The following is a 15106-nucleotide window of genomic DNA, read 5'->3' on the forward strand; positions in this document are numbered from 1 at the left end:
TAAGCAGGGAAAGCTACGCGCACGGAAACTGAATTTGCGGCCTGCGGACGATTCTGATCGTTGCAGGCCGTGTTATTGATGCCATCAGATTTTTTTTAGGACAGGAAGAGTATTTTGACTACTGAAACTCATACTCTGAAGATTGAAGAGATTTTAGAGCTGCTGCCGCACCGTTATCCTTTTTTGCTGGTAGATCGCGTACTGGATTTTGAAGAGCACAAGTATCTGCGTGCTGTGAAGAACGTATCTGTCAATGAACCGTTTTTCCAGGGGCATTTCCCTGGCAAGCCGATTTTTCCGGGCGTATTGATTCTGGAAGCGATGGCGCAGGCGACCGGTATTCTGGCGTTTAAAAGCGTTGGTAAACTGGAACCTGGCGAACTGTACTATTTTGCAGGCATCGACGAAGCACGCTTCAAACGCCCTGTGGTACCTGGCGATCAGATGATCATGGAAGTCACGTTCGAAAAAACCCGCCGTGGTCTGACGCGTTTTAAAGGCGTGGCAACCGTTGACGGTAAAATTGTCTGCGAAGCAACAATGATGTGTGCCCGCAGCCGGGAGGCATAATCCGTGATAGACCAAACCGCCGTAATCCATCCGAGTTCAATTGTTGAAGAGGGTGCCGTTATTGGCGCTCGCGTTCATATTGGCCCATTTTGCTTTATTGGCGCTAACGTTGAGATTGGTGAAGGCACCGTACTGAAATCGCATGTGGTGATTAATGGCCACACGCGCATTGGCAAAGATAATGAGATCTACCAGTTTGCTTCGATCGGTGAAGTAAATCAGGATCTCAAATATGCCGGTGAACCGACGCGTGTGGAAATTGGCGATCGCAACCGCATTCGCGAGAGCGTCACTATCCACCGTGGAACCACTCAGGGCGGTGACGTCACGAAAATTGGCAGCGATAACCTGCTGATGATCAATGCGCACATCGCGCATGACTGCGTGGTCGGTAACCGCTGTATTTTTGCCAATAATGCTACGCTCGGTGGCCATGTCACAGTCGATGATTTTGCGATTATCGGCGGCATGACGGCGGTTCATCAGTTCTGCATCATCGGTGCACACGTGATGGTCGGCGGTTGTTCCGGTGTGGCCCAGGATGTACCGCCATTTGTGATTGCGCAGGGTAACCACGCAACCCCTTATGGTATCAACATCGAAGGGCTTAAACGCCGTGGCTTCAGTAAAGAAGCGCTGCACGCGATTCGTAATGCCTACAAACTGCTGTATCGCAGTGGCCGCACGTTGGATGAAGTGAAGCCTGAAATTGCTGAGATTGCGCAGGCGCATCCTGAAGTGCAGCCCTTCTACGATTTCTTTGCGCGTTCAACGCGAGGTCTGATTCGTTAACTCATGCTAAAGCGTCCTTTAACGATTGCCCTTGTCGCCGGAGAAACCTCCGGCGATATTCTTGGTGCCGGATTGATCCGCGCGCTGAAAGAAAAACATCCTGACGCCCATTTCGTCGGCGTGGCTGGCCCGTTGATGCAGGCGGAAGGCTGTGAAGCCTGGTATGAAATGGAAGAGCTGGCGGTGATGGGCATCGTCGAGGTGGTAGGGCGTCTGCGCCGTCTGCTAAAGATCCGTCGCGATCTGACCCGGCGCTTTAGCGCATTGCGGCCTGATGTGTTTGTCGGCATCGATGCGCCTGACTTTAACATCACCCTTGAAGGGCGGCTAAAGCAGCGCGGAATCCGCACTATTCATTACGTCAGCCCGTCAGTCTGGGCGTGGCGACAAAAACGGGTTTTCAAAATCGGCAGATCAACCGACCTGGTGCTGGCATTTCTGCCATTTGAAAAAGCGTTTTATGACCGTTTTAATGTTCCTTGCCGCTTTATTGGCCATACCATGGCCGATGCGATGCCGTTGCAGCCGGATAAGCTTGCCGCACGTCAGACGCTGGGTATACGCGAGGATGCACGTTGTCTGGCGCTGCTGCCAGGCAGTCGCGGGGCGGAAGTGGAGATGCTTAGCGCCGATTTCCTGAAAACCGCGCAGTTACTGCGTAATAAGTGGCCGGATCTGGAAATTGTGGTGCCGCTGGTGAATGCTAAGCGTCGCGAACAGTTCGAGCGTATCAAAGCGGAAGTGGCCCCGGACTTGCCGATGCATTTGCTGGATGGTCATGGCCGTGAAGCTATGGTTGCCAGCGATGCTGCTCTGCTGGCATCGGGTACTGCGGCGCTGGAGTGTATGCTGGCGAAATGCCCGATGGTAGTAGGCTATCGCATGAAGCCGGTGACTTTCTGGCTGGCCGAACGGCTGGTGAAAACCGATTATGTCTCGTTGCCGAATTTGCTGGCCGGGCGTGAGCTGGTACCTGAACTGCTGCAGGATGAGTGTCAGCCAGAGAAACTGGCTGCAGCGCTGGAGCCGTTGCTGTCTGGCGGTGAAAAGCGTGATGCGCTGCTGGCGACCTTCCACGAGCTGCATCATCAAATCCGCTGGAATGCGGACCAACAAGCGGCAGAAGCCGTGCTGGAGTTGGCCAATGTCTGAGTTTATTTATCCACTGGCGCACTGTATCGCCGGTGTTGATGAAGTGGGGCGCGGCCCGCTGGTTGGCGCTGTAGTGACCGCTGCGGTGATCCTCGATCCGGCCAGGCCGATCGTCGGTTTAGCCGATTCGAAAAAGCTGTCAGAAAAGCGTCGGCTGGCATTGTACGATGAGATTAAAGCCAACGCGCTGGCGTGGAGTTTAGGCCGCGCCGAGCCGGAAGAGATCGACCAGCTTAATATCCTGCATGCCACCATGCTGGCGATGCAGCGTGCGGTGGCGGGTCTTTCACTGGTGCCGGATTACGTGCTGATTGACGGTAACCGCTGTCCGGCATTGCCGATGCCTGCGATGGCCGTGGTGAAAGGCGACAGCCTGGTCGCTGAAATCAGTGCTGCCTCAATCATTGCCAAAGTGACGCGTGACCGCGAGATGGCCGAGCTGGATGTGGAATTTCCGCAGTATGGTTTTGCTCAGCACAAAGGTTATCCGACCGCGCTGCATATGGAAAAACTGACGCAACACGGTGCCACCGTGCACCACCGCCGCAGTTTTGCGCCGGTGCGTAATGCGCTGCTGGATGCAGAAGTCAGAAATACACGGTAGCCCATAGCGGCTCCTCTACAAACATGTAGCGGCGGCGTTTTTAGCCGCCCGTGGCGCAACGACTCAAATTACCCGATTTAAGCATTAACCGGAGCTGGAAAGATTTATGGCTGAACCTCGTTTTATTCACCTGCGCGTTCATAGCGATTACTCCATGATTGATGGACTCGCCAAAACCGCTCCGTTGGTGAAAAAAACGGCGGCGCTCGGCATGCCTGCTGTCGCGATTACTGACTACACCAACCTGTGCGGTCTGGTGAAGTTCTACGGTGCGGCACATGGTGCCGGGGTTAAACCGATTATTGGTGCCGACTTTATGGTGTCCAGCGAGCTGATGGGCGATGAGCTGACCCATATTACCGTGCTGGCCGCCAACAACACCGGTTATCAGAATCTGACATTACTGATTTCCCGCGCCTATCAGCGTGGTTATGGCGTGGCCGGGCCGATTATCGATCGTGACTGGCTGGCCGATCTGCAGGAAGGATTGATACTGTTATCCGGTGGCCGCCGTGGTGATGTGGGTAAAAGCCTGCTGCGCGGTAATCCGGCGTTGGTGTCGCAGTGCCTGGAGTTTTATCAGCAACACTTTCCGAATCGCTACTATCTGGAACTGATCCGCACCGGCCGCCCGGATGAAGAGAGCTACCTGCATGCCGCCGTTGAGCTGGCAATTGCTGAAGGTATTCCGGTGGTGGCGACTAATGAAGTCTGCTTTATTAATGCAGAAGACTTCGATGCGCATGAAATCCGCGTGGCGATCCACGATGGTTTTACCCTCGACGATCCCAAACGTCCGCGTAACTACAGTCCTCAGCAATATTTGCGCAGCGAAGAGGAGATGTGCGAGCTGTTCTCGGACATTCCGGAAGCGCTGGAAAACAGCGTAGAAATTGCTAAGCGTTGTAACGTCACCATTCGTCTGGGCGAATACTTCCTGCCGCAATTCCCGACCGGCGAGATGACCACCGAAGATTTCCTGGTGCTGAAATCTAAAGAAGGTCTGGAAGAGCGTCTGGAATTCCTGTTCCCGGATCCGCAAGTACGCGCTGAAAAACGCGTGGAATATGATGACCGCCTCGATATCGAACTGAAAGTTATCAACCAGATGGGCTTCCCTGGTTACTTTCTGATCGTTATGGAGTTTATCCAGTGGTCGAAGGACAACGGCGTGCCGGTTGGCCCTGGTCGTGGTTCCGGTGCCGGTTCACTGGTGGCGTACGCCTTAAAAATTACCGACCTCGATCCGCTGGAGTTTGATCTGCTGTTCGAACGCTTCCTTAACCCGGAGCGTGTGTCGATGCCTGACTTTGACGTCGACTTCTGTATGGAGAAGCGCGATCAGGTGATTGAGCACGTGGCCGAGATGTATGGTCGCCAGGCGGTATCGCAGATTATTACCTTTGGTACTATGGCGGCGAAAGCGGTAATCCGCGACGTCGGTCGTGTACTGGGACACCCTTACGGTTTTGTCGATCGTATTTCGAAACTGGTGCCGCCCGATCCGGGCATGACGCTGGAAAAAGCCTTCGCCGCTGAACCGCAGTTGCCGGAAATCTATGAGGCGGATGAAGAGGTTAAAGCGCTGATTGATATGGCGCGTAAGCTGGAAGGGGTAACGCGTAACGCCGGTAAACACGCCGGTGGTGTGGTGATCGCACCGACGCAAATTACCGATTTTGCACCGCTGTACTGCGATGAAAACGGTAATCATCCGGTTACCCAGTTCGATAAAAATGACGTCGAGTATGCCGGGCTGGTGAAGTTTGACTTCCTTGGTCTGCGTACCCTGACCATCATCGACTGGGCATTGAAAATGATCAATGCCCGCCGTGAGAAGCAGGGTGAGCCGCCGATTGATATCGCTGCCATCCCGCTGGATGACAAGAAAAGCTTCGACATGCTACAGCGCTCGGAAACCACTGCGGTCTTCCAGCTTGAATCGCGCGGCATGAAAGATCTGATCAAACGCCTGAAGCCTGACTGCTTTGAAGATATGATCGCTCTGGTGGCACTCTTCCGCCCTGGTCCACTGCAGTCGGGAATGGTAGATAACTTTATAGACCGTAAGCATGGTCGCGAAGAGATTTCCTACCCGGATATTCAGTGGCAGCATGAGTCACTGAAGCCGGTACTGGAGCCAACCTACGGCATCATCCTGTATCAGGAACAGGTTATGCAGATTGCGCAGGTGCTGGCCGGATACAGCCTTGGCGGCGCGGATATGCTGCGTCGCGCAATGGGTAAAAAGAATCCGGTCGAGATGGCCAAACAGCGCGGTGGCTTCGAGGACGGAGCGAAATCTCGCGGCATTGATGGCGAACTGTCGGTTAAAATCTTCGATCTGGTAGAGAAGTTCGCCGGTTATGGCTTCAACAAGTCGCACTCCGCCGCGTATGCTTTAGTCTCTTACCAGACGCTGTGGCTGAAAGCGCACTATCCGGCTGAATTTATGGCGGCGGTAATGACCGCCGATATGGATAACACCGAAAAAGTGGTGTCGCTGGTGGACGAGTGCTGGCGCATGGGCTTAAAAATTCTGCCGCCGGATATTAACTCGGGCCTGTATCATTTCCACGTCAATAATGACGGCGAGATTGTTTACGGTATTGGCGCGATCAAAGGTGTGGGTGAAGGTCCGATCGAGGCGATCCTCGAAGCGCGTAATGAAGGCGGCTATTTCCGCGAGCTGTTTGATCTCTGCGCGCGCACTGATACTAAAAAAATTAACCGTCGGGTGCTGGAAAAGTTGATCATGTCCGGGGCGTTCGATCGCCTGGGGCCGCACCGTGCTGCGCTGATGAGCGCGCTGGGCGATGCGCTGAAAGCTGCCGATCAGCACGCCAAAGCCGAAGCTATCGGCCAGGCTGATATGTTTGGCGTGCTGGCCGAGGCGCCGGAGCAGGTGGAGAAATCCTATTCCGACGTCACGCCGTGGCCGGAACAGATTCAGCTGGACGGTGAGCGCGAAACGTTAGGGCTTTATCTCACCGGCCATCCGATCAATCAGTACCTGAAAGAAATTGAGCGCTATGTAGGTGGTACGCGCCTGAAAGACATGCACCCGACCGATCGTGGTAAGATCACCACGGCTGCCGGTCTGGTGGTGGCGGCCCGCGTAATGGTAACAAAACGCGGTAACCGTATTGGCATCTGCACGCTGGACGACCGTTCTGGTCGGCTGGAAGTGATGTTGTTCACAGATGCGTTAGATAAGTACCAGCAGCTGCTGGAGAAAGACCGTATCCTGATCGTCAGCGGACAAGTCAGCTTTGATGACTTCAGTGGTGGCCTTAAGATGACCGCCCGTGAACTGATGGACATCGACGAAGCACGCGAAAAATATGCACGCGGGCTTGCTATCTCGCTGACGGACAGGCAAATTGATGACCAGCTTTTGAACCGTCTCCGTCAATCCCTGGAACCCCATCGTTCGGGAACCATTCCGGTACATCTCTACTATCAGAGAGAGGATGCGCGGGCGAAGCTGCGCTTCGGTGCAGCGTGGCGTGTATCGCCCAGCGATCGTTTACTTAACGATCTACGTTCGTTGATAGGATCGGAGCAGGTGGAACTGGAGTTTGACTAAAACAGGAATATTATGAGTCTTAATTACCTGGATTTCGAACAGCCAATCGCAGAACTGGAAGCGAAGATTGATTCGCTTACTGCGGTTAGCCGTCAGGATGAAAAACTGGATATTAATCTGGATGAAGAAGTGCACCGTCTGCGCGAGAAAAGCGTTGAGCTGACACGTAAGATCTTCTCAGATTTGGGTGCCTGGCAGATCGCGCAGTTAGCGCGTCATCCGCTGCGTCCCTACACGCTGGACTATGTCCGTAACGTGTTTACCGACTTTGACGAGTTGGCAGGCGATCGCGCTTACGCCGATGATAAAGCGATTGTTGGCGGTATTGCTCGTCTGGACGGTCGTCCGGTGATGATCATTGGTCATCAGAAAGGCCGCGAAACCAAAGAGAAAATTCGTCGCAACTTCGGCATGCCGGCACCAGAAGGCTATCGCAAAGCGCTGCGCCTGATGGAGATGGCTGAGCGTTTCAAGATGCCGATCATCACGTTTATCGATACCCCAGGTGCTTACCCTGGCGTCGGTGCAGAAGAGCGCGGTCAGTCTGAAGCCATTGCACGTAATCTGCGTGAAATGTCAGGTCTGAAAGTGCCGGTCATCTGTACCGTTATCGGTGAGGGGGGGTCCGGTGGCGCACTGGCAATCGGTGTTGGCGACAAAGTGAATATGTTGCAGTACAGCACCTATTCAGTGATTTCACCGGAAGGCTGTGCGTCGATCCTGTGGAAAAGTGCCGATAAAGCCCCACTGGCTGCTGAAGCGATGGGAATTATTGCCCCGCGTCTGAAAGAGCTGAAACTGATCGACACGGTAATCCCGGAACCGCTGGGTGCTGCACACCGCAATCCGCTTGCTGTTGCAGAGTCACTGAAAGCGCAGCTGCTGGAAGATCTGGCCGATCTTGACGTGCTGAGCACTGAGGAGCTGCTGAACCGTCGTTATCAGCGCCTGATGAGCTACGGTTACGCATAAGCCATAAGCTTTTTCCCCTTTGATGGGGAGCAAGCCAGAGTGGGGGAAATGACTTACCAGCTAAGTCGTTTCCCCCATTTTTATTTTCCGCCATGGTATGGCGGCACAGAATGCCATTTCTGCAATCTGGTTCCTCATTCATATAGTCACCCCGATAAACTTATTGCTCAGCTAATTAACTGCGGATAGTATGCAGACGCTGCTGTTGATAATAATAATCATTGTCTTTTCGGGGTTAATAATGAAATACCTGTGGAATCGAATCACGCTGTTAATTGCCGCGCTGGCGTTAACGCACAACGTGCTGGCCGCCCCCTTTATTGTCGAGGACGTCAGCGGGCGCAAAGTTGAAATCAAATCCGAAGTTAAACGCGTTATTTTAGGCGAAGGGCGTCAGATCTATCTGCTGGCGGCCTTCGACACCGATGCGCCGTTTAAACGCGTCGTCGGCTGGCGTGATGATTTGCCTAAGGCCGACTTCGACAGCTATCAAATCTATGCCAAAAAGTATCCGCAAATCACTGCGCTGCCGACGTTTGGCGGCGCAAAAGATGGCAGTTTTAATGTTGAGCAGGCGCTGACGCTGAAACCCGATCTGGTGCTGATGAATCTCGAATCGAAAGCCGCTATCGATGAGGGTAAGTTAATCGAAAAACTGGACCGTCTGGGCATTCCGGTGGTGTTTATCGACTTTCGTGAAAAGCCGTTTGAAAATGCCGAAAAAAGTATTCATATCCTCGGCCAGCTGTTGAACAAACCCGAGCGGGCCAAAGAGATTATCGATTTTCGCCAGCAGCAGATCGACCTGGTGATTAATCGCCTGAAGGATTACCACGGCCCACGACCTAAAGTGATGATTGACCGTGCCGGTGGTTACGATGATGAGTGCTGCATGTCGTTCGGCAATGAAAACTTTGGCCGCATGGTTGAAGTGGCGGGTGGTGATAATATCGCTAAAAATCTGATTCCTGGCACCTTTGGTACGCTGAATCCGGAGCAGATTATCAGCGCGCGTCCTGATGTAGTGGTAGTAACCGGTGCCAACTGGAAAAACTATAACACCGCCAATGGTTGGGTTGGCGTAGGGCCGGGGGCTGATTTGACGGTCGCACGCCAGCGCTTGCAGGCGCTGATGCAGCGTTCGGCATTTAAAACGCTACCGGTTGCCAGCAATGGTAATGCCCACGCTATCTGGCATCAGTTTTATGACAGCCCGTATCAGTTTGTTGCGATACAGGCGCTGGCTAAATGGATGCATCCTGAGCTGTTTAAAGATATCGATCCGGATGCGACTTTCCGCACCTTCCATCAGCGTTTCCTGCCAGTAGATTATCAGCCAGGCTACTGGGTGACCCTGCCAGCGAAATAAGTTTCAGCGGGCTGGTGATGATGCCAGCCCGCAACACACGCTTACAGCCCGCTACGCTTTATCTGCCTTAAATCAGCCATCTGACTAACCTGATCCGCTATGCTTATTCATTGCATTAATTTCACCAGGAGGTGTGCATTGAATATCATCGCGATTATGGGGCCGCATGAGGTTTTTTATAAAGACCAGCCAATCCGCGAGCTTCACGACGCGTTAACCACGCAGGGATTCCAGCTGATCTATCCGAAAAATGCCGACGATCTGCTTAAGCTGATTGAGCATAATCCGCGTATTTGTGGCGTTATTTTTGACTGGGATGAGTACAGTCTTGATCTGTGCAGCGAAATCAATCAACTGAATGAATATCTGCCGCTGTATGCTTTTATCAATACCCACTCGCAGCTTGACGTCAGTATTAATGAAATGCGTATGGCGCTGTGGTTCTTTGAATATGCGCTGAATGCAGCGGATGAAATCGCCCAACGCATTCGTCAGTACACCAATGAGTATATTGATGCGATTACCCCGCCTTTAACCCGTGCGCTGTTTACCTATGTGAAAGAGGGTAAATATACCTTTTGTACTCCCGGCCATATGGCAGGTACTGCATTTCAGAAAAGCCCGGTCGGGACGCTTTTCTACGATTTCTTTGGTGCCAATACGCTGAAAGCGGATATTTCTATCTCGGTGACCGAGCTGGGTTCGCTGCTCGATCACACCGGCCCGCATCTGGAGGCTGAAGAGTATGTGGCGCGCACCTTTGGTGCTGAACAAAGTTACATGGTGACTAACGGCACCTCGACCTCCAACAAAATAGTCGGCATGTATGCGGCAGCGGCAGGCAGTACGGTTTTAATCGATCGTAATTGCCATAAATCACTGACTCATTTGTTGATGATGAGCGATCTGGTGCCGATCTGGCTGAAGCCAACGCGTAACCCGCTGGGTATTCTCGGCGGCATTCCCAAACATGAGTTCACCAAAGAGAGCATTGCGTTAAAAGTGGCGCAAACTGAGCATGCCAGCTGGCCGGTGCACGCGGTGATCACCAACTCCACTTACGACGGCCTGCTGTATAACACCCAGTACATCAAAGAAACGCTGGATGTGCCGTCGATTCATTTTGACTCGGCCTGGGTGCCCTATACCAATTTTCATCCAATTTATGCCGGAAAAAGTGGCATGAGTGGGGAGCGCACGCCGGGAAAAGTGATTTATGAAACTCAGTCGACGCACAAACTGCTGGCGGCATTCTCGCAGGCTTCGCTGATTCATATTAAAGGCGATTACGACGAGCAGACCTTTAACGAAGCCTACATGATGCATACCACTACGTCGCCCAACTACTCGATTGTCGCCTCAATAGAAACGGCGGCGGCCATGTTACGTGGAAATCCTGGCAAACGGCTGATTAACCGCTCGGTAGAGCGCGCGCTGCATTTTCGCCGCGAGGTGCAGCGCCTGCGCGAGGAGTGTGATGGCTGGTTCTTCGATATCTGGCAACCGGAAGCGGTGGATGAAGCTGAGTGCTGGCCGATTGAGCCGGGTGACGACTGGCACGGCTTTACCGATGCCGATCGCGACCATATGTATCTCGACCCGATTAAAGTGACGATTCTGACACCGGGCATGAACGAGCAGGGCGTAATGGCCGATGAAGGCATTCCTGCCGCGCTGGTGGCGAAATTTCTTGATGAACGCGGCGTAGTGGTTGAGAAAACCGGGCCTTATAATTTGCTGTTTCTGTTCAGTATTGGCATCGATAAAACCAAAGCGATGAGTCTGCTGCGCGGGTTGACCGAGTTTAAACGCAGCTACGATCTTAATCTGCGGGTGAAGAATATGCTGCCGGACCTGTATGCCGAAGATCCTGACTTTTACCGCAATATGCGCATCCAGACGCTGGCGCAGGGCATCCATACGCTGATTCGTCAGCACGATTTACCGCGCCTGATGCTGCAGGCTTTTGATGTGCTGCCGGAAATGAAAATGACGCCGCATCAGATGTTTCAGCAGCAGGTAAAAGGTAACGTGGAAACGGTCGATATCAGCGAGCTGCCAGGGCGGGTTTCCGCCAATATGATCCTGCCGTATCCGCCTGGCGTACCGCTGGTGATGCCAGGCGAAATGATCACCGAGGCCAGCCGCCCGGTGCTCGACTTTCTGCTAATGCTCTGCACCATTGGCGAACACTATCCGGGTTTTGAAACCGATATTCATGGCGCAACGCTGACTGAAGACGGAAGTTATCGCGTTCGGGTGTTGAAAACTGAGCTTCCGGAAGAGTTCCGGAATTAGTCCCCTTGTTGCCAGCATCGTGCGCAGGTAAGGTGCTGGCAACATGGATTAATTAAGGAGTACAGATGCTGGGTCTGAAGCAGGTTCATCATATTGCTATCATTGCCACTGACTACGCACGCAGCAAGGCGTTCTACTGCGATATTCTCGGTTTTACGCTGATTGCGGAAGATTATCGTGCCGCGCGCCACTCGTGGAAGGGGGACCTGGCACTTAACGGGCAATATACCCTTGAGCTGTTCTCCTTTCCGCAGCCACCGGCGCGCGTCAGTCACCCTGAAGCCTGTGGCCTGCGCCACCTCGCATTCAGCGTCGATGATATCGAAAACGCGTTTACGTTTCTGGCTGCTAACGGGGTGAATTGCGAACCGCTGCGCGTTGATCCGCTGACCGGTAAACGCTTTACCTTTTTTAACGACCCTGATGGTTTGCCGCTGGAACTGTATCAGGCGTAGAATAGCCGCTTATTTACACCGGTTTCTCTGAGGTTGTCACCATCGCTATGCCACTGCTTGACAGTATTAACGCCCAGCTTGCCGGGCATCAGCGCCTGCTGGTGGCCTACAGCGGTGGGCTGGATTCGACGGTATTACTGCATCTGCTGGTACAGCTGGCTAACACTTCTCCCGGCTGGCAACTGCGCGCCATTCACATCCACCACGGCCTGAGTCCTAATGCCGATCGGTGGAGCCAGCATTGTCAGCAACAGTGTGACCGCTGGCAGCTGCCGCTGATTATCGAGCAGGTAACGGTAGACGCCCGCGAAAAAGGCATTGAAGCAGCGGCACGTGCCGCGCGCTACGCGGCTTTCCGTCGTCACTTGCAGCCTGGTGAAGCATTGCTGAGCGCGCAGCATCTTGACGATCAGTGTGAAACATTGCTGCTGGCATTAAAGCGCGGCAGTGGCCCGGCCGGATTAGCAGCGATGCCTGCACAGCTGTGGCTGGGGGAAAATCCGTTGCTGAGGCCGTTGCTGGCGCAAAGTCGTCAACAGCTGGAGCAGTGGGCTGAACAACATCAGCTGAGCTGGATTGAAGACGAGAGTAACCAGGACACGCGTTACGATCGTAACTTTCTGCGTCAGCAGGTGCTGCCATTGCTGAATCAGCGCTGGCCGCATTTTGCCGCCGCGACTGCGCGTAGCGCCGCACTTTGTGGTGAGCAGGAGCAGTTACTGGATGAATTGCTGGCTGAATCACTGGCGACGCTGATTCAGCCGGACGGCTCGCTGCACATTGAACCGCTGCAATCGCTGAGCGAGCCACGGCGCTGTGCGCTGTTACGCCGCTGGATTGCCGGGCAGGGCGGTCTGATGCCGTCGCGCGATGCGCTACAGCGAATCTGGCGTGAAGTCATTAACAGTCGTGAAGATGCGGCACCGCGCATACAGCTGGGCGATCATGAAATTCGGCGTTATCGGCAGGCAATTTACTGGCTGCCACTGCGGCCATCATTACGTGACACGGTGGTGGTCTGGCAACGTCCGTGGCAACCGCTACAGCTGCCGCATCAGCTGGGTACGGTTGCGGTTGATCCGCAGGGGGTCGCGCTGCGCCAGCCGCTTGCCGATGAAGCCGTGACTATCCGTTTTTATGCCCGTGGCGAGGTGCATATTGTCGGGCGTGCCGGTGGACGTGCGATCAAAAAACTGTGGCAGGAGTTTGCCATTCCGGTATGGCAGCGTGAGCAGACGCCGCTGCTGTTTTATGGCGAGCAGCTGATTGCCGCTCTTGGAGTATTTGTCACCCGCGCCGGAAGCGCAGAGCATCAGCCTGGCTGGCGAGTCAGCTGGCAGCAATATAATAATAGAGAGCAATGATGAACAAGTTAGTTTTGGCACTGATACTGGCGTCAGTCAGCGTGCCGGCATTGGCCGATGGCGATGTGAATGCCGGTCAGCAGAAATCGGCAGCCTGTGCGGCATGCCATGGCGCGCAGGGAAAAGCGAAACCAGAGCTTTATCCCAATCTGGCCGGGCAGCATGCTGCTTATCTGGCGCAGGCGCTGCGGGCGTATAAAAAAGGCGATCGCAGTGGTGGACAGGCGGAAGTGATGAGGGCGTTTGTGGCGGGATTAAGCGAGCAGGATATCGACGATCTGGCGGCTTACTATGGCAGTCAGCAGCCGTAAAATGACAGGGGCGGAATAAATTCCGCCCGCAGGGTTAGTCAGACTCGCTGACCACAACCACTCCCAACTCTGGGTGGCTAAAGCTGGCAATATGATCCAGTCGCAGTTCGCGCTGTTCGCCAGCCTGGTCTATCGCCAGATACTCAACGTTTTTGCGCGAAACCATATCTTTGGCCTTCGCGCTCAGTTGATCGCCGTTTTTCAGTTCCAGCGTCAGCATCCAGTGGTTTTGGCAGGCGAGTTCAAGGTTGTCGTAATCATCACAATTGATCGGTTTGTACGCTTCATTCGTCAACATAATCGCTCACCAATAAGTTTGCAGCAGCATAAGCCGCTTGTTCCCTGACAGAAGAGTTTAGCTCACTATTTGCCGCTATCTCGTCCAGTGCTTTTAACGCACAGCCTATCGCGTCCGGCACGTATCCCAGATCGCCACTGCCAATTTCGGCATATTTGCGGCGAACTAATTCACAATACTTTTGCACATGCACCTCCTTCAGAGCATAACTCTCTGGCTCATAAGCGACTATAGCACAGGCTTTTACGTGAAATCAGCCCACGGCAGGGTGATTTGCTGTCGCAGCGCGTTACAATGCGCTATCTGACTAATAAGGGATCCCATGGCACTTAAAGCAACGATTTACAAAGCCAACGTCAATGTCGCGGATATGGATCGCAACGTATTCATCGACAGCAGCCTGACGCTGGCGCGTCATCCATCCGAAACGGAAGAGCGACTGATGCTGCGTCTGCTGGCCTGGCTATGCCATGCCAGTGAGCGTCTGCAGTTTACCCGTGGGCTCAGCGCCGAAGATGAGCCGGAAATCTGGCGGATGAACGACCATAACGGTATTGAAGAGTGGATTGATTTAGGCTTGCCGGAAGAGAAGCGCATCAAAAAAGCCTGCAACCGCTCGGCAAATGTTTATTTATATTGTTATAACTCGCGAGCGGCGCAGGTCTGGTGGCAGCAGCATCAGACTAAGCTTTCGCAACAGTCTAACCTGACGGTGCGATATATTGACGATCAGCAGCTCAGCGCACTTGTCGCTTTTGCCGCGCGCAATATGACGCTACAGGCCACGTTACAGGACGGCACTATCTGGCTTTCTGATGAGCAAAACCATCTGGAAGTGCGTTTTACCGACTGGCTGATTGACGGCAAAGCGCCATGATTGTGTTGTCACGCAACGCTACCATCAGTGATGCAGAAATTGAGCTTACCGCCATTCGCGCGCAGGGCGCGGGTGGGCAGCATGTTAATAAGAGTTCCACGGCGATTCACTTACGCTTTGATATCCACGCATCGTCGCTGCCTGAGTTTTATAAACAGCGGTTGCTGGCGGCCAGCCATCATCTGATCACGCCGGATGGGGTGGTGATCATCAAGGCGCAGGAGCATCGCAGCCAGGAGTTAAACCGTGAGGCTGCGCTAAAGCGACTGGAAAACCTGATTAATGAGTTAACCGTGGTGGAAAAAACGCGGCGAGCCACGCGTCCGACGCTGGCATCGAAAAAACGCCGTCTGGAAGGTAAAGCACGTAAAGCGTCGACAAAGTCGTTGCGCGGGAAGGTTCGCGGCGACTAAAGGATAATGTGGGGAACGGGCGGCGATACCAGAACGCCGCCC

At 53.7% G+C, this 15106-nt stretch carries 15 protein-coding genes; 13 read left to right on the top strand and 2 right to left on the bottom strand.

The genetic code is table 11. The features are described 5' to 3' along the window. The first annotated feature begins 114 nt into the window (after nt 1-114). From fabZ to RIN69_RS04650, 11 genes are all read left to right on the top strand, one after another. Nucleotides 115-570, top strand: coding sequence for a 3-hydroxyacyl-ACP dehydratase FabZ (gene fabZ / locus RIN69_RS04600; protein ID WP_007893924.1), 456 nt, complete (start codon nt 115-117; stop codon nt 568-570). 3 nt (nt 571-573) lie between these two features. Beyond that, nucleotides 574-1362: an acyl-ACP--UDP-N-acetylglucosamine O-acyltransferase gene (lpxA, locus tag RIN69_RS04605; protein ID WP_313855877.1), complete on the top strand. Its 789-nt coding sequence runs from the start codon at nt 574-576 to the stop codon at nt 1360-1362. 3 nt (nt 1363-1365) lie between these two features. Continuing rightward, on the top strand, nt 1366-2514 hold the full coding sequence (gene lpxB / locus RIN69_RS04610) for a lipid-A-disaccharide synthase (RefSeq protein ID WP_313855879.1): 1149 nt from the start codon (nt 1366-1368) through the stop codon (nt 2512-2514). Further along, on the top strand, nt 2507-3118 hold the full coding sequence (rnhB, locus tag RIN69_RS04615; protein WP_313855881.1) for a ribonuclease HII: 612 nt from the start codon (nt 2507-2509) through the stop codon (nt 3116-3118). Before lpxB ends, rnhB begins: the two co-directional genes overlap by 8 nt. Nucleotides 3119-3224: 106 nt before the next feature. After that, nucleotides 3225-6707, top strand: a complete 3483-nt coding sequence (dnaE, locus tag RIN69_RS04620; RefSeq protein WP_313855882.1) for a DNA polymerase III subunit alpha — start codon at nt 3225-3227, stop codon at nt 6705-6707. A 12-nt stretch (nt 6708-6719) separates the two neighbouring features. Further along, on the top strand, nt 6720-7679 hold the full coding sequence (gene accA, locus RIN69_RS04625) for an acetyl-CoA carboxylase carboxyl transferase subunit alpha (RefSeq protein WP_313855883.1): 960 nt from the start codon (nt 6720-6722) through the stop codon (nt 7677-7679). A 241-nt stretch (nt 7680-7920) separates the two neighbouring features. Further along, complete coding sequence (locus tag RIN69_RS04630; protein ID WP_313855884.1) at nt 7921-9048, top strand: ABC transporter substrate-binding protein; 1128 nt, start codon at nt 7921-7923, stop codon at nt 9046-9048. A 138-nt stretch (nt 9049-9186) separates the two neighbouring features. Further along, nucleotides 9187-11346: a lysine decarboxylase LdcC gene (locus tag RIN69_RS04635; protein WP_313855885.1), complete on the top strand. Its 2160-nt coding sequence runs from the start codon at nt 9187-9189 to the stop codon at nt 11344-11346. 65 nt (nt 11347-11411) lie between these two features. Then, nucleotides 11412-11801, top strand: a complete 390-nt coding sequence (locus RIN69_RS04640) for a VOC family protein (RefSeq protein WP_313855886.1) — start codon at nt 11412-11414, stop codon at nt 11799-11801. A 47-nt stretch (nt 11802-11848) separates the two neighbouring features. Then, entirely contained in the window at nt 11849-13165 is a 1317-nt protein-coding gene (gene tilS / locus RIN69_RS04645; RefSeq protein ID WP_313855887.1) for a tRNA lysidine(34) synthetase TilS, read from the top strand. Continuing rightward, nucleotides 13162-13476 carry a c-type cytochrome gene (locus RIN69_RS04650; RefSeq protein WP_313855889.1) on the top strand — a complete coding sequence of 105 codons (315 nt, stop codon included), beginning with the start codon at nt 13162-13164 and terminating at the stop codon, nt 13474-13476. The genes tilS and RIN69_RS04650 overlap by 4 nt, the downstream gene beginning before the upstream one ends. A 34-nt stretch (nt 13477-13510) precedes the next feature. Here RIN69_RS04650 and rof read toward each other — a convergent pair whose 3' ends face one another. Beyond that, complete coding sequence (rof, locus tag RIN69_RS04655) at nt 13511-13774, bottom strand: Rho-binding antiterminator (protein ID WP_313855891.1); 264 nt, start codon at nt 13772-13774, stop codon at nt 13511-13513. Beyond that, complete coding sequence (locus RIN69_RS04660) at nt 13761-13961, bottom strand: YaeP family protein (protein WP_313855892.1); 201 nt, start codon at nt 13959-13961, stop codon at nt 13761-13763. Before RIN69_RS04660 ends, rof begins: the two co-directional genes overlap by 14 nt. Before the next feature lie 135 nt (nt 13962-14096). Here RIN69_RS04660 and RIN69_RS04665 point away from each other — a divergent pair, with 135 nt between their 5' ends. Next, the gene (locus RIN69_RS04665; protein WP_313855893.1) at nt 14097-14651 is read left to right on the top strand and encodes a YaeQ family protein; all 555 of its coding nucleotides are present in this window, start codon (nt 14097-14099) and stop codon (nt 14649-14651) included. Beyond that, a complete protein-coding gene (gene arfB, locus RIN69_RS04670; RefSeq protein WP_313855894.1) occupies nt 14648-15064 on the top strand; it encodes an alternative ribosome rescue aminoacyl-tRNA hydrolase ArfB in 417 nt (138 codons plus the stop codon). Before RIN69_RS04665 ends, arfB begins: the two co-directional genes overlap by 4 nt. Nucleotides 15065-15106 lie beyond the last annotated feature (42 nt).

Origin of the sequence: Winslowiella toletana (assembly GCF_032164335.1) — a bacterium.
In the GTDB taxonomy this organism is placed as follows: domain Bacteria; phylum Pseudomonadota; class Gammaproteobacteria; order Enterobacterales; family Enterobacteriaceae; genus Erwinia; species Erwinia toletana_A.

What these genes read in the sequence shown, in the direction of transcription:
- lpxB (WP_313855879.1), top strand. Translation starts at nt 1,366, where the DNA reads ATGCTAAAGCGTCCTTTAACGATTGCCCTTGTCGCCGGAGAAACCTCC.
- rnhB (WP_313855881.1), top strand. Translation starts at nt 2,507, where the DNA reads ATGTCTGAGTTTATTTATCCACTGGCGCACTGTATCGCCGGTGTTGAT.
- dnaE (WP_313855882.1), top strand. Translation starts at nt 3,225, where the DNA reads ATGGCTGAACCTCGTTTTATTCACCTGCGCGTTCATAGCGATTACTCC.
- accA (WP_313855883.1), top strand. Translation starts at nt 6,720, where the DNA reads ATGAGTCTTAATTACCTGGATTTCGAACAGCCAATCGCAGAACTGGAA.
- RIN69_RS04630 (WP_313855884.1), top strand. Translation starts at nt 7,921, where the DNA reads ATGAAATACCTGTGGAATCGAATCACGCTGTTAATTGCCGCGCTGGCG.
- RIN69_RS04640 (WP_313855886.1), top strand. Translation starts at nt 11,412, where the DNA reads ATGCTGGGTCTGAAGCAGGTTCATCATATTGCTATCATTGCCACTGAC.
- tilS (WP_313855887.1), top strand. Translation starts at nt 11,849, where the DNA reads ATGCCACTGCTTGACAGTATTAACGCCCAGCTTGCCGGGCATCAGCGC.
- RIN69_RS04650 (WP_313855889.1), top strand. Translation starts at nt 13,162, where the DNA reads ATGATGAACAAGTTAGTTTTGGCACTGATACTGGCGTCAGTCAGCGTG.
- rof (WP_313855891.1), bottom strand. Translation starts at nt 13,774, where the DNA reads ATGTTGACGAATGAAGCGTACAAACCGATCAATTGTGATGATTACGAC.
- RIN69_RS04665 (WP_313855893.1), top strand. Translation starts at nt 14,097, where the DNA reads ATGGCACTTAAAGCAACGATTTACAAAGCCAACGTCAATGTCGCGGAT.
- arfB (WP_313855894.1), top strand. Translation starts at nt 14,648, where the DNA reads ATGATTGTGTTGTCACGCAACGCTACCATCAGTGATGCAGAAATTGAG.